This window comes from Caballeronia sp. LZ035 (genome assembly GCF_031451175.1).
Lineage (GTDB): Bacteria > Pseudomonadota > Gammaproteobacteria > Burkholderiales > Burkholderiaceae > Caballeronia.
This window is the reverse complement of the sequence record NZ_JARUXS010000001.1, coordinates 1,472,863-1,485,575: the sequence shown is the minus strand read 5'-3', so window position 1 is coordinate 1,485,575 and position 12,713 is coordinate 1,472,863. Positions and strand designations below refer to the sequence as shown.

Annotated in this window: 15 protein-coding genes; 11 read left to right on the top strand and 4 right to left on the bottom strand. The window is 63.3% G+C overall.

Going from position 1 to position 12,713, the window contains the following annotated elements:
• Positions 1-59 precede the first annotated feature (59 nt).
• The 7 genes from QCE88_RS06945 (at position 60) to QCE88_RS06915 (ending at position 5,906) form a co-directional block, all read left to right on the top strand.
• Positions 60-1,583 (top strand): fumarate hydratase, encoded by a 1,524-nt coding sequence (locus tag QCE88_RS06945; protein ID WP_309900402.1) that lies wholly within the window; start codon positions 60-62, stop codon positions 1,581-1,583.
• A gap of 221 nt (positions 1,584-1,804) precedes the next feature.
• Positions 1,805-2,281 (top strand): bacterioferritin, encoded by a 477-nt coding sequence (bfr, locus tag QCE88_RS06940; protein ID WP_309900400.1) that lies wholly within the window; start codon positions 1,805-1,807, stop codon positions 2,279-2,281.
• Positions 2,282-2,294: 13 nt separating this feature from the next.
• A complete protein-coding gene (gene murI, locus QCE88_RS06935) occupies positions 2,295-3,182 on the top strand; it encodes a glutamate racemase (RefSeq protein WP_309900398.1) in 888 nt (295 codons plus the stop codon).
• 175 nt (positions 3,183-3,357) lie between these two features.
• Positions 3,358-3,594: a (2Fe-2S)-binding protein gene (locus tag QCE88_RS06930; protein WP_309900396.1), complete on the top strand. Its 237-nt coding sequence runs from the start codon at positions 3,358-3,360 to the stop codon at positions 3,592-3,594.
• A 370-nt stretch (positions 3,595-3,964) separates the two neighbouring features.
• Positions 3,965-4,690, top strand: coding sequence for a TonB family protein (locus QCE88_RS06925; RefSeq protein WP_309900394.1), 726 nt, complete (start codon positions 3,965-3,967; stop codon positions 4,688-4,690).
• Between the two features lie 28 nt (positions 4,691-4,718).
• Positions 4,719-5,465, top strand: coding sequence for a MotA/TolQ/ExbB proton channel family protein (locus tag QCE88_RS06920; protein ID WP_309900392.1), 747 nt, complete (start codon positions 4,719-4,721; stop codon positions 5,463-5,465).
• 18 nt (positions 5,466-5,483) lie between these two features.
• Entirely contained in the window at positions 5,484-5,906 is a 423-nt protein-coding gene (locus QCE88_RS06915) for a biopolymer transporter ExbD (protein WP_309900390.1), read from the top strand.
• 358 nt (positions 5,907-6,264) lie between these two features.
• Here the strand turns inward: QCE88_RS06915 and QCE88_RS06910 are convergent, their stop codons facing one another.
• The gene (locus QCE88_RS06910) at positions 6,265-7,227 is read right to left on the bottom strand and encodes a LysR family transcriptional regulator (protein ID WP_309831625.1); all 963 of its coding nucleotides are present in this window, start codon (positions 7,225-7,227) and stop codon (positions 6,265-6,267) included.
• A 169-nt stretch (positions 7,228-7,396) separates the two neighbouring features.
• Between QCE88_RS06910 and QCE88_RS06905 the strand changes: the two genes are divergently transcribed.
• The 4 genes from QCE88_RS06905 to hemP all read left to right on the top strand — a co-directional run bounded on the left by QCE88_RS06905 (position 7,397) and on the right by hemP (position 9,734).
• Positions 7,397-8,269 carry a pirin family protein gene (locus tag QCE88_RS06905; RefSeq protein ID WP_309900389.1) on the top strand — a complete coding sequence of 291 codons (873 nt, stop codon included), beginning with the start codon at positions 7,397-7,399 and terminating at the stop codon, positions 8,267-8,269.
• A 145-nt stretch (positions 8,270-8,414) separates the two neighbouring features.
• Entirely contained in the window at positions 8,415-8,810 is a 396-nt protein-coding gene (locus QCE88_RS06900; RefSeq protein ID WP_309900386.1) for an OsmC family protein, read from the top strand.
• A gap of 39 nt (positions 8,811-8,849) precedes the next feature.
• Positions 8,850-9,338: an SRPBCC family protein gene (locus QCE88_RS06895; protein WP_309900384.1), complete on the top strand. Its 489-nt coding sequence runs from the start codon at positions 8,850-8,852 to the stop codon at positions 9,336-9,338.
• Positions 9,339-9,485: 147 nt separating this feature from the next.
• The gene (hemP, locus tag QCE88_RS06890; protein WP_309900382.1) at positions 9,486-9,734 is read left to right on the top strand and encodes a hemin uptake protein HemP; all 249 of its coding nucleotides are present in this window, start codon (positions 9,486-9,488) and stop codon (positions 9,732-9,734) included.
• 266 nt (positions 9,735-10,000) lie between these two features.
• Here the strand turns inward: hemP and QCE88_RS06885 are convergent, their stop codons facing one another.
• The 3 genes from QCE88_RS06885 to QCE88_RS06875 are packed head-to-tail and all read right to left on the bottom strand — an operon-like array spanning position 10,001 to position 12,703.
• Positions 10,001-10,414, bottom strand: a complete 414-nt coding sequence (locus QCE88_RS06885; protein ID WP_309900380.1) for a heme-binding protein — start codon at positions 10,412-10,414, stop codon at positions 10,001-10,003.
• Between the two features lie 37 nt (positions 10,415-10,451).
• Entirely contained in the window at positions 10,452-11,855 is a 1,404-nt protein-coding gene (locus QCE88_RS06880; protein ID WP_309900378.1) for a 4Fe-4S binding protein, read from the bottom strand.
• Positions 11,852-12,703 carry an FTR1 family protein gene (locus QCE88_RS06875; protein ID WP_309900376.1) on the bottom strand — a complete coding sequence of 284 codons (852 nt, stop codon included), beginning with the start codon at positions 12,701-12,703 and terminating at the stop codon, positions 11,852-11,854. Before QCE88_RS06875 ends, QCE88_RS06880 begins: the two co-directional genes overlap by 4 nt.
• Between the last annotated feature and the right edge of the window lie 10 nt (positions 12,704-12,713).

The window sequence follows — 12,713 nt, the reverse complement described above, 5'->3', positions numbered from 1 at the left end:
ACTGAAGCGTCGCCTGAACGCACACCAGAAAAAATTTCGTCCCCCCAGAGCCTCGAGCCATGACCGTCATCAAACAGGAAGACCTGATCCAGAGCATTGCGGATTCCCTTCAGTACATCAGCTACTACCATCCGCTCGACTACATCCAGGCGCTCGGCCGCGCCTACGAGCTGGAAGAAAGCCCGGCGGCGAAGGACGCCATCGCGCAGATCCTCACCAACAGCCGCATGTGCGCCGAAGGGAAGCGCCCGATCTGCCAGGACACGGGCATCGTGACGGTGTTCGTGAAGGTGGGCATGGACGTAAGCTGGGACGGTGCGACGATGTCCGTCACCGACATGATCAACGAAGGCGTGCGTCGCGGTTACCTGAACCCGGACAACGTGCTGCGCGCGTCCATCGTCTCGCCGCCCGAAGGCGGCCGCAAGAACACCAAGGACAACACGCCGGCCGTGATCCACTACGAGATCGTGCCGGGCGACAAGGTCGACGTGCAGGTCGCAGCCAAGGGCGGCGGCTCGGAGAACAAGTCGAAATTCGCGATGCTGAATCCGTCGGATTCCATCGTCGACTGGATCATCAAGACCGTGCCGACCATGGGCGCCGGCTGGTGCCCGCCGGGCATGCTCGGGATCGGCATCGGCGGGACCGCGGAAAAGGCGATGGTCATGGCGAAGGAATCGCTGATGGACCCCATCGACATCCAGGATGTCATCGCACGCGGCCCCAGGGACTGGATCGAGGAACTGCGCGTCGAGCTGCATGAGAAAGTGAATGCGCTCGGCATCGGCGCGCAGGGTCTCGGCGGCCTCGCCACCGTGCTCGACGTGAAGATCATGGCCGCGCCGACGCATGCAGCCTCGAAGCCCGTCGCGATCATCCCGAACTGCGCCGCGACCCGCCACGCGCACTTCACGCTCGATGGCAGCGGCGCCGCGAAGCTCGAAGCGCCGCCGCTCGACGCGTGGCCCGACGTGACGTGGCAGCCGAACACCGAGACGAGCCAGCGCGTCGACCTGAACACGCTGACGCCCGAGCAAGTGGCCGCGTGGAAGCCCGGCCAGACGCTGCTGCTGTCGGGCAAGATGCTCACGGGCCGCGATGCCGCGCACAAGCGTATCGCCGACATGCTGGCCGCGGGTCAAAAGCTGCCGGTCGACTTCACGAACCGCGTGATCTATTACGTGGGCCCGGTCGATCCGGTGCGCGACGAAGCCGTCGGCCCGGCGGGCCCGACCACGGCGACGCGCATGGACAAGTTCACCGAGACGATGCTCGCGCAAACCGGCCTGATCTCGATGATCGGCAAGGCCGAGCGCGGTCCGGTTGCCATCGAGTCGATCAAGAAGCACAAGGCGGCGTATCTGATGGCGGTCGGCGGCGCGGCGTATCTCGTGTCCAAGGCGATTCGCGAGGCGAAGGTGCTCGCGTTCGAAGACTTGGGCATGGAAGCCATCTACGAGTTCGACGTGCAGGACATGCCGGTGACGGTGGCCGTCGATTCGAACGGCACGTCGGTCCACAAGACAGGGCCGGCCGAATGGCAGGCGAAGATCGGCAAGATTCCGGTCGCCACGGTCTGAGGCCGGATCGACGGTTGCCTGTCGCAGTGTTCAGCTGACAGGCAATCAGTCAGCAAAAGAGCCGGGCATGCGCCCGGCTCTTTTCTTTGAAATGACGCTGATCGAGAAGGGTTTTCATTCTCAGTTCGGTCTGGAAAAAAAATTTTCTACTCAACCTTGGCTTTGTCACGCCCAAGGTTTATCTTTCCCACAACTCCACATTACAGACAGGAATTGAAGCCATGCAAGGCGACGCTAAAGTCATCGAATATCTGAACTCGCAGTTGAAGAACGAACTGACTGCGATCAATCAATACTTCCTGCACGCCCGGATGTATCAGCATTGGGGCCTCGAAAAGCTCAACAAGCACGAGTACGACGAATCGATCGGCGAAATGAAGCACGCCGACTGGCTCATCCAACGCGTCTTCATGCTCGACGGACTGCCGAACCTGCAAGACCTGCACAAGCTGCTGATCGGCGAGGAAACCAAGGAAATCCTCGAGTGCGACCTGAAGCTCGAGCAGATTTCGCAGACCACCTGCAAGGAAGCCATTGCGTATTGCGAATCCGTGCGCGACTTCGTCTCGCGTGAGATCTTCGAAAAGATCCTGCACGACACGGAAGAGCACATCGACTGGCTGGAAACGCAGCTGGATCTGATCGACAAGGTCGGCATCCAGAACTACCAGCAAACCATGATGGGCGATCACGAGTAAGACGTTCGTCACGATGTCCGTCAGCGCGGTCAACCCGCTCGCCGCCCTGCCCTCACGCGCCGCGCTGGACGCGAGCGCGCCGGTCGGCATTTTCGATTCCGGCCTGGGCGGGCTGTCGGTGCTGCGCGCCGTGCGCGCCATCCTGCCGCACGAGCGTCTGATCTACGTCGCCGACTCCCTTCACGCGCCTTACGGCGAAAAGACCGACGCGTTCATCGGCGAACGCACGTTGGCCATTGGCGAATGGCTCGTGTCGCAGGGCGCGAAAGCGCTGGTCGTCGCCTGCAATACCGCGACCGCGCAATCCATCGCGCTGGTGCGCGAGCGGCTGTCCATTCCGCTCGTCGGCGTGGAGCCGGGCGTGAAGCCCGCGGCGAGCGTGTCCCGCTCGCGCGTCGTCGGCGTGCTGGCCACGGCGGTTACGCTACGTTCGGCGCGCTTCCAGTCGCTGCTCGACCGATACGCCGGCGACTGCCGCTTCATTTGCCAGGCGGGACACGGCCTGGTGCAGGCGGTGGAGCGTGGCGACACATCGTCGCCCGCGCTCATGGCGCTGCTCGAAAGCTACCTGTCGCCGATGCTGGACGCCGGCGCTGACACGCTGGTGCTCGGCTGTACGCACTACCCTTTCCTGGACGGCGCGATCCGCGCGATAGCGGGCGAGCGCCTGCACATCGTGGACACGAGCGTGGCGATCGCCCGGCAACTCGAACGGCTGCTCGATACCCACGCGCACCGCTCGGCCGCCGCATCGGCTGATCTTCTGCCGCGCTTCTGCTCCACGGCGGACGGCGAATCGCAGCGCCAGCTCGCCGCCGCCCTGCTCAGGCTCGACGCGCCGGTCGAGCACGTTCAGATCCCCTCCGACCGCACCAGGCTCGCCGAACCCGACATCGCGTGAGGGTTTCTTGCCCGCCACGCGCTGCGCAGCGCGCGCTTTGCCGCGCCAGCTCTGGCTGCTAGCAACAAATTTGCTAAGTCGCCTGCTCTGTTACAAAAAACACAGAGCCTCGCTTGCATTGATGCGCAAGTAGAATGATAATAATTCGCATTAACGCAAGCTATCGCGAACGATCATGATTGTCTGTGTCTGCAAATCAGTGTCCGACCGCAAGATCCGAGCATCCATCGCCGAGGGTGTGGACACCTTCGACGAACTTCAATTCGAGCTCGGCGTGGCCATGTGCTGCGGCAAGTGCGAGGAGAGCGTTCGCGACGTGATGGCACAGAGCGGCGTGTGCGCCTCGCAGTGTGGCGTCGAGGCGCGCGAGCACGTGGCGCCGCTGACGTTTTACGAGCGCAAGGCGGCCTGAAGTCGGCCGCAGGTTTCGGCGTCGCGCCTCCGGGCCGGCGTCTTCATGGTCATTGTTTCAGTCTCGCGGCCCGGTTTCCGGACCGCCTCCAGCAAGCCAGGTTACCCTCGAACATCCGGTCACTTCCAGCTAGCCAAGTACCTCTCCGAGCAACCCCTACCCCTGGAGGGATCGATGGAATTGCTGATCGGTTTCGTGGCCACCCTGTTTATTTCATTGCTGATCTTTCGAAAATGACGTCGCCTGGTTTAATGTGCCCCCGTTGCGCCGGATCCGCACCGTTGCTGGACTTCAAGCTGAAACGAATCCGCGGCATGATCGGCATCCATTCACACTGCACCACGAGCAGCACTCAAAGTAGCCAATAAGAATGCAGTCCCCGACCACCACTCCTGCCGCTTTCCAGACGGCGCCGGCATCGAGCGCCAGTCCGCGCGTGATCGCCGCGTGCGCCGCCGTCGTCGTGCTTCATGCAGTCCTGCTCGGCGTCGCCATGACGATGCACAACGAGCCGCCGCCGCGACCCATCGAAGCCAAGTCGATCACCGCGCAGCTCATCAGCGAGACGCCTCAGCCCGCGCCGCAGCCCGTCGCGGTCGAAACGCCGCCGCCGCCCAAGCCGCTGCCGAAGCCCGTCCCGAAGCCGCTGCCCAAGGTCAAGCCGAAGATCGAGCCGAAGCCCACGCCGATGCCGGTCACCGAAGCGCCGTCGCAGATCGCCGCACCCGCCCCGGATCCCACCCCGCCCGCGCCGGCGCAACCGACCCCGCCGCCCGCGGCGCCCGCCATCGGCAAGCCGAGCATGGATCTCGCCGCGCCGAAGAACGTCGCGCGCCTGAGCTGCAATATCGCCCAGCCGGACTACCCGGCCATGGCCAAGCGCCGTGGCGAAACCGGCACGGCGACCGTGCGGCTGACCGTCGGCGTGTCGGGAAAGATCGAGAACATCACGCTGCAGAAAAGCAGTGGCTCGTCGCGGCTGGATGACGCCGCGCTCGCGGCGGTACGCAGCAGCGCGTGCAGCCCGTACAAGGAAAATGGCGAAGCGATCCGCGCTACCGCCACGGTGCCATTCGTATTCAGTCTCAACGACTGACCGGTTTTTTTAGATCAAGGAAAGAGCAATGCAAAACTACGGGATTGCGCACGTCTGGGCGCAAGGTGACTTCGTGACGCGGGGCATCGCGCTCGCGCTGGTGATCATGTCGGTGCTGTCGTGGACCGTCATCATCGTGAAGGCATGGAATGTCGTGCGCCTGAAGCGCCTGACCAAGAACGCCGAGCAGGCCTTCTGGCACTCCGACGACTTCAATGACGGCATCAAGAAGCTCGGCAGCCAGTCGTCGAGCCCGGCCGACAACCCGTTCCTCGCCCTGGCCCTCGCCGGCCAGGAAGCGGCGGAACATCATCACCAGACGCAACCGCATCTGCACGACCGCATGGACGTGTCGGACTGGATCACGCGCTGCCTGAAGGACGTGATGGACGAAGGCGTCGGCCGCATGCAGTCGGGTCTCGCGGTGCTCGCGTCCATCGGTTCCACGTCGCCGTTCGTCGGCCTGTTCGGCACGGTGTGGGGGATCTATCACGCGCTGCTGACCATCGGCGCGACCGGCCAGACCTCGATCGATCAGGTTGCCGGCCCGGTGGGCGAATCGCTCATCATGACCGCGTTCGGCCTGTTCGTCGCGATTCCCGCGGTGCTCGGCTACAACGCCCTGACGCGCGCGAACAAGGGCATCGTCACCAAGCTGAACCGCTTTGCGCACGGCCTGCACGCGTTCTTCGTCACGGGCACGAAGCTCTCGTCGACCAAGCGCTCGACGAACGCTTCGTCCGACAGCCTGCGTCTCGCGACGCGCGCGTCGTAAGTCGGGGAGGTTCGCATCATGGCCATGAGCCCTTTTGCCGGCGATGAAGACGACGGCATGATGAGCGAGATCAACATGACGCCGCTCGTCGACGTCATGCTGGTTTTGCTGATCATCTTCCTGGTGACGATTCCCGCGATGCACCACGCGGTGAAGATTGACCTGCCGCATGCAAGCAGCCAGCCGCAGGACGAGAAGCCCGCGCACGTGAACATCGCGATCCAGGCCGACGGCACCACGCTGTGGGACGAACAGCCGGTCGACGACGCGACGCTCAACGCGCGCATCGCGCAGGCGGCGCTGCAGACGCCGCAGCCGGAGATCCAGTTGCGCGCGGACCGCAAGGTTGCGTATGAGAAGGTGGCGGATCTGATGTCGGCGGCGCAGGCGGGCGGGCTGACCAAGATCGGCTTCGTCACCGAGCAGAAGAACGGCAAGTAACGCACGCGCGCCCTTTCGAATATTCGGACTTTCGAACTTTCGGACGCTGCAAAGTAAAAGGCCTTCATCGTCAGATGAAGGCCTTTTTTTGTGCGCGCTCGGCGCATTCGGGCGAGGCGGTCACTTTGGGTTCGTATAGCCAGAACCAGAAGTCCCGTCACATGCAGCAGCCGTGGTCGACACGGACAGTGCAATCAACCCTATCAGGCTAACTATCAGAGCAGCCGTGAGTTTTCGCATAGGAGCTCCTTAGCGAAAGAGGTTTCAATATACTGCCGCCTCTTCCAGGCATCAATTGAATCTGACCATCGCTCATCCGCACTGCCCCGCCTTGAATCAATGACGCGCGCAATTGCGTTCAAACTGTTTCTCGTTCCGGCCGTTCATGAACAGGACATTCTCCGGGGAAGTGCTGTCCGCTGCCGATCGACTCGACCAGAAAATCGACGAACGCGCGCACTGCAGGGACCATGCCTTGTCGTGACAAAAACACCGCATACAGTTGCGGCGACGGAAAGGTCCAGCCCGGCATGACCGGCGACAGTTGACCCGTGCGCAGCGGCGCGCCGTACATCATCTCGGGCAGCGCCGCGATGCCGACACCGCGCATCACGGCCTCGCGGATCATCGACAGGTCTGCCGTGACCAGACGCGGCTCGTGTTCGAACTCGTGACGCGTGCCGTCCGGCGCAATCAGCCGGTAGACATGGCGGCCGTCCGCCGAGGGCGTGTCGAGCGTGTCGTACTGCGCGAGTTCGGCGGGCGTCATCGGCGGGGCGTTCGACTTCAGCAGCGACGGCGCCGCCACCAGCATCTGTTCCGTGCGCCATAGCGGCCGCGCGACCACGTTCGAACTCGCCGGCGGCTCGGAACGCACGCGCAGCGCGACGTCGATGGCGTCTTCGAACAGATCCACGACCCGATTCGTCACGCGCAGCACGACCCGCACTTCCGGGAAGCGATGCATGAAGTCCGGCATCACGGCCGACAGAAAAGTCTGCGCGATCGTCACCGGCACGCTCACGCGCACCGTGCCGCGCGGCGAATCACGCAGGCTCTGCACGACATTCACCGCCGCCTGCGCCTCGGCCAGCATCGCCTGGCAATGCTGGTAGAACAGCTGGCCCGCCTCCGTCAGCGCCAGCTTGCGCGTGGAGCGCTGCAGCAAGCGCACGCCGAGCGAAGCCTCGAGTTCCGAGACGCGGCGCGACAAACGCGACTTCGAAATGCCGAGCACGCGTTCCGCAGCGGAGAAGCCGCCGTGCTCGACGACGTGCGAGAAATACATCAGATCGTTCAGGTCGTGCGAGTCAACTTTCATGGTCGATCGGAAAACTCGATAAGGCGCGTTGCTGTGGTTCGTTATCGCCAGCGGGACAATCCATTGCGCCGAGGCGGCTTTTTACGCGAAATGCGGCCCATATAATAGCTCTGTGTTTCAAAAATATCGCTATTCCCCTCCGAACGCTGGATTCACCAAGCGAGACATCATGACCATCAGCCGCAGCATCGAACGCATCATTCCGGCGACCCGTACCGTCGAAGGCGGCGGGTTCGTCGTGCATCGCCCGTTTCCGACCCGTCTCCTGATGGACTTCGACCCGTTTCTCCTGCTCGACGAAATGGGCCCCGTCGATTACGCGCCCGGCGAGGCCAAGGGCGCGCCGGATCATCCGCATCGCGGCTTCGAGACCGTCACGTACATGCTCGAAGGCGAGTTCGGCCACAAGGACTCGGCGGGTCATTCCGGCACGCTGCTGCCCGGCGACGTGCAATGGATGACCGCCGGCGCGGGCGTCGTCCACAGCGAGATTCCCGCCGAGGCCTTCACTCAGCGCGGCGGCCGAGTGCATGGCCTGCAACTGTGGGTGAACCTGCCGCAGCGCGACAAGATGGTTGCGCCGCATTACCAGGAGATTCCGTCGGCGCGCATTCCGGTCGCGACGAGCGAGGACGGCAAGGTCCGCGTGAAGGTCATCGCCGGCGAGGCGCTCGGTGTGAAGGCCGCGATCGAAACGCGCACGCCGATCCTGTACCAGCACGTCTCGCTGCAGCCGGGCGCGACGGTCTCGCTGAATGTGCCGCGCGAGTTCCGCGTGTTCGCGTATTCGCTGTCAGGCACGGCGCTGTATGGCCCGCAGAGCCAGCCGGTGCGCGCCCAGCAGATGGTGATTTTCCGCGATGACAGCGATACGGTCTCGCTCGCTGCCAGCGACGAACCGGTGGAACTGCTGCTGATCGGCGGTGTGCCGCTCAAGGAGCCGGTCGTGCGTTACGGTCCGTTCGTGATGAACACCGAGGACGAGATCCGCCAGGCCGTGATCGATTATCAGGCGGGCCGGATGGGCGCGATCGCGCATTGAGTATTCGGCGCTGAACATGCGAGGGCGCTGATTTTCAGCGACTTCGGCGCGGCATGAACGGACACATTGCGTCACAATGACCGTTCGTTCCGCGCCGTTCTCTTTTGCGCAATTTCACTTCACCGGATCAACCGAGGAGCAGCGGATGGCTCACCCCGTCGTGACCGCCGACATCGGCGCTACCGATTTCCACGTCCGCCTCGCGGACGGCTCGCACGACTGGAGCGCCGACGAACCCGTCGGCCTCGGCGGCGGCGACACGGGTCCGGACCCGCACTCGCTCTTGCTGGGCAGCCTCGGCGCCTGTACGTCCATCACGCTGAAGATGTACGCGAAGCGCAAGGAATGGCCGCTCGAGGCGGTGCATGTTGAATTGTCGATAGAGAGCACGGCGGCAGGCACGCGTATCGATCGCCGGATTACGCTGGCGGGCCCGCTCAGCGACGAACAGCGGGAACGTCTCTTGCAAATTGCCAATGCGTGCCCGATCCACAAGGTTTTATCCGGTCCGATCCACATCGATTCCGCACTGGCGCCGTAACGCGTCGCGGGCACACTGAACGTTCAAGGAAACGTCGTTTTGAATTTCGAACACCTCATCCAGATCAACGATCCGCAAAATCCGCTCGTCCAGTCGCTGACACGCGAGCAATTGTGGGAAGGTCTCGTGCTGCGCGCCGAGCAGCCGCAGTTGTTCGTGCTTGGACTGGACCGCTGCGACATCCTTTCGCGCGACGGCGACAGCATGGAGCGCGAGCTGCACTACGGCCAGGCCATCGTGCGCGATCGCGTGACGTTCAACCCGCAGTCCAGCGTGCGCTACGACATCCTGCCGACTGCCGAATACGTGGGCGGCTCACTGACGATGGCGATCGAAGAGCCTGACCCGCAACAGCTCTTCCTGCGCTTCACCTACAGCACTACGCTGCCGGAGCAAGCCAACCCGACACCCGATGAACGGCAGACGCAGGAAATCGTGAAGTCGGCGTATCGCGAGTCGGACATTGACACCGTGCATCTGATCCGCCAGTTCGCGCACGGCCGCAACGACGACAAACCGCTGCATTAGACCTTGACGACACGCGGCGGCGAATGCTTCGCCGCCGCATCGAGCGTGGCTATCAGAAATTGCGTTTCGATCAGAAAGTCTATTTGCAAATAGGAATAGTTATCATTTACTATAGACCCATCGAATCAACGAACGCACTCTTCCGACATGACCGACACGCTGCGATCTTCCACGCTCAGGCTGCGCCGCCCGGCTGCTCGCGACGCCGCGATCACCCGCCCGAGAGCAACCACCGTGACCACTGTTCACGTTGCCCACGCTGCGGAAAGCCCGGGTGAGCGTTCGCTGAAAAGCGATGCGCTGTTGCAGGGACGCAGTCACGTCAGCATCCTGCATAACGGGGAGACCTATCAGTTGCGCGCGACTCGTCTGGGCAAGCTGATCCTGACGAAGTAGCCGAAAAGAACAGCAGTAGCACCGTGTATTGTGGGGACCACCTCTCCAAGAGGTGTTTGGCCTTAGCCAGCGAGGACGACTTGCACGCGAGAATTTAGACCCCTTCGTGCAAACACCAGCCAGTCGTCGATAGCAAGCGAAGCCGCTTTTTTTGGTTCCTGCGCGTTTGCGTGATGGTCCGCTCGATCAGGCCAGCGCAATGATGATGTATCGAACGGCACGCTCTTCTTCTCGAAGGCGTGCCGTTTTGTTTTTCGTGAGGAACGTCAGACGTTCTCGATCCCGAGCGCCGCGATCCCGGCCTTGGCGATCTGCGCATCCTGTTCCGACTTCACGCCCGATACGCCCACCGCGCCCACGATGTCCGCACCTACGAAGATCGGCACGCCGCCTTCGAGCATCGCGGTCATCGGCGCGCTGAGAAAGGCCGTGCGGCCCTGCTTGATCGTGTCCTCATAGACCTTCGTCTCGCGACGGCCAAGCACGGCGGTGCGGGCCTTGCCCGTCGCCATCTCGACGGTGCTCGCGCCCGCCCCTTCCAGACGATGCAGATGCAGCAGATGCCCGCCATCGTCGACGATCGCAATCGTCACGTTCCAGTGGTGGTCCTGTGCGTGCGCCTCGGCGGCGGCGGCCATCGACTTGACGTCGTCGTCGGTCAGTACGGGTTTGGTTCTCACGTGCGTTCTCGTGGCCGTCTGTCACGGCGTGGACGGTTTATCGGCTGAAGCCCCAGAACATCAGGTACCACGCGCTGTCCGCGACAGCCAGCGCAGCGACAAACCATACCATCGCGAGGACGCGCGGAACAAGCGCCGTGGCATACCGCCCTGTCACGCGCCACGCGAGCCACGCGCTCCAGGCGTTTGCAATGAACAGCAACGTGAGGCGCAGATCCGTCACCCACCAGAGCGGCAGTTGCTCGGCGCGCAGCAGGGATACCGTTGTCGCCGACAAGCCCAGAAACACGCCGCAGCCCGCCAGCGGAATCAGCGCGAGCGTCAGGTGATGCAGGCGCCTCGCTTCCATCTTGCCGAGCATGCGCACGCCTGCCGCGAGCAGCGCGAGCAACGCGGTGCCGTACACGAGCCCCGTCACGACGATATAGCCGATCACCATCGTGCCGTCGAGCCACGAGAAGACGTCGTTCTGCTCGGGGTAATGCGTGAACAGGAACCACGGCGCGTTGGTGTCGAGCGGCCAGAGAATATTGTGATCGATCAGCCAGCCGGCGAAGAACTGCTTCAGGTCGACGAACCACGTGCTGACGGTCCAGTGAAACGCGCCAATCGCGATGCCCAGCAGCCCATACAGAATGAGCGCCGTGTCCCACGGGTTTGCGGCCTTGTCGCCGAGCTTCACGACTTCGTCGGCCGGCGAGCGCCACGTGAGCGCAATGGCGTCGCGATGACCGCTGCAGCGGCCGCACATATGGCAGTCGGCGGCGCCCTTCATGTTGCGCAAGGGCACGAGCGGCGCGCAGTTGATCGGAATCACGCGATGGCCATGCTCGCCCTGCTTGTACGAGCGGCGCCACGCGTCCTCGCTGACCTTGAAGTGGAATGGTGCGAGCCGGGCGAGCAGCGTGAACACGCCGTTCACCGGGCACAGGTACTTGCACCACACGCGCTTCTCGCGGCCATACAGCACGCCGATGATCATCGCCCCGACGGTCGAGCCGCCGAGCACCAGCAGCACCGCTTTCGGATATTGATAGACGCTGACCATCTGGCCGTAGATCGTCGTCAGGCCGAACGCGACGAACGGCCAGCCGCCCCAGCGCATCCAGCGCGGAATGGCCCAGCCGCGGCCGAAGCGGCTCGCAAATTCGGTGAGTGCGCCTTCGGGACACAGCACGCCGCACCAGACGCGGCCGAGCATCACCATCGACAGCAGCACGAACGGCCACCAGATGCCCCAGAACACGAACTGCGCAGCGAGCGTCAGGTTGTTCCACAGATGCGCGGAGCCATCGGGCAGCGGCATCACGGCGGGAACGATGATCAGAAACGCATACACGGCAACCACGACCCACTGAATCATGCGGATCGCGCTGCCGTGACGTTGCATCCATTGGCCGGCTTGCTGGAGCCGGCCGGGTTGAGACAAGACAGAACTCATGCTGGACGGCTTGCCGCCTTTTGTTTTTGCGCCATCTGATGATTCGAACGGCGCAGCAGAAGATAAATGACGATCCAGTACACGGCGTATGCCACGAGGTTCATGCCGGCCGGATGCGCGCGATAGCCCGTCAGTGTAGCGACCAGCGAGCCGAAGGTGCTGGAATCGTCGAGGAGCGCGGACGTGTTCCACACCTGGTTGACGATGACCGGCAGCACTTCCATGTCGATCAGCTTGTCCACGCCCGTTTCGAACAGACCGGCCGCGAGGAACAGCAGCATGATTTCGGTGACGCGGAAGAAGGCGCGCCAGGAAAAGATCTTGCCGCCGAGTTGCAGCACGTAGAAGGTCAGCAACGCGAGACCGAAGCCCAGGATGATGGCCACGTATTGTGACGCGGCGACGTGCCCCGACTGACCGAAGCCGACGCCATACAGAAATACGGCCGTTTCGCTGCCTTCGCGCGCGATCGCCAGCGCGACCAGCAGCGCGATGCTCCACCAGTGTCCGTCCTGCGTGCTCTTCTGCAGCGACGACTCCATGTCGCGCTTCAGCGTGCGGCCGTGGCGCTTCATCCACAGCACCATCTGCACGATCAGCACGCACGCCACCAGGACCATCGCGGTCTGGAAGTAATCCTGCGCGTTGCCCGACAGCACTTCCGTGAAGCCGATCAGCGCGGCGCCCAGCGCCACGGCCGCAAGCAGCCCGATGACCACGCCGGCCCACAGATAAGGCAGGCCGCGGCGCGCCTGATGATCGCCGTTCTTCAGCCACGCGTACAGAATGCCGACGACGAGCAATGCCTCGACGCTCTCACGCCATACGATGAAAAGTACCTGCCCCATACCCAACCTC

What these genes read in the sequence shown, in the direction of transcription:
- QCE88_RS06945 (WP_309900402.1), top strand. Translation starts at nt 60, where the DNA reads ATGACCGTCATCAAACAGGAAGACCTGATCCAGAGCATTGCGGATTCC.
- bfr (WP_309900400.1), top strand. Translation starts at nt 1,805, where the DNA reads ATGCAAGGCGACGCTAAAGTCATCGAATATCTGAACTCGCAGTTGAAG.
- murI (WP_309900398.1), top strand. Translation starts at nt 2,295, where the DNA reads ATGTCCGTCAGCGCGGTCAACCCGCTCGCCGCCCTGCCCTCACGCGCC.
- QCE88_RS06930 (WP_309900396.1), top strand. Translation starts at nt 3,358, where the DNA reads ATGATTGTCTGTGTCTGCAAATCAGTGTCCGACCGCAAGATCCGAGCA.
- QCE88_RS06925 (WP_309900394.1), top strand. Translation starts at nt 3,965, where the DNA reads ATGCAGTCCCCGACCACCACTCCTGCCGCTTTCCAGACGGCGCCGGCA.
- QCE88_RS06920 (WP_309900392.1), top strand. Translation starts at nt 4,719, where the DNA reads ATGCAAAACTACGGGATTGCGCACGTCTGGGCGCAAGGTGACTTCGTG.
- QCE88_RS06915 (WP_309900390.1), top strand. Translation starts at nt 5,484, where the DNA reads ATGGCCATGAGCCCTTTTGCCGGCGATGAAGACGACGGCATGATGAGC.
- QCE88_RS06910 (WP_309831625.1), bottom strand. Translation starts at nt 7,227, where the DNA reads ATGAAAGTTGACTCGCACGACCTGAACGATCTGATGTATTTCTCGCAC.
- QCE88_RS06905 (WP_309900389.1), top strand. Translation starts at nt 7,397, where the DNA reads ATGACCATCAGCCGCAGCATCGAACGCATCATTCCGGCGACCCGTACC.
- QCE88_RS06900 (WP_309900386.1), top strand. Translation starts at nt 8,415, where the DNA reads ATGGCTCACCCCGTCGTGACCGCCGACATCGGCGCTACCGATTTCCAC.
- hemP (WP_309900382.1), top strand. Translation starts at nt 9,486, where the DNA reads ATGACCGACACGCTGCGATCTTCCACGCTCAGGCTGCGCCGCCCGGCT.
- QCE88_RS06880 (WP_309900378.1), bottom strand. Translation starts at nt 11,855, where the DNA reads ATGAGTTCTGTCTTGTCTCAACCCGGCCGGCTCCAGCAAGCCGGCCAA.
- QCE88_RS06875 (WP_309900376.1), bottom strand. Translation starts at nt 12,703, where the DNA reads ATGGGGCAGGTACTTTTCATCGTATGGCGTGAGAGCGTCGAGGCATTG.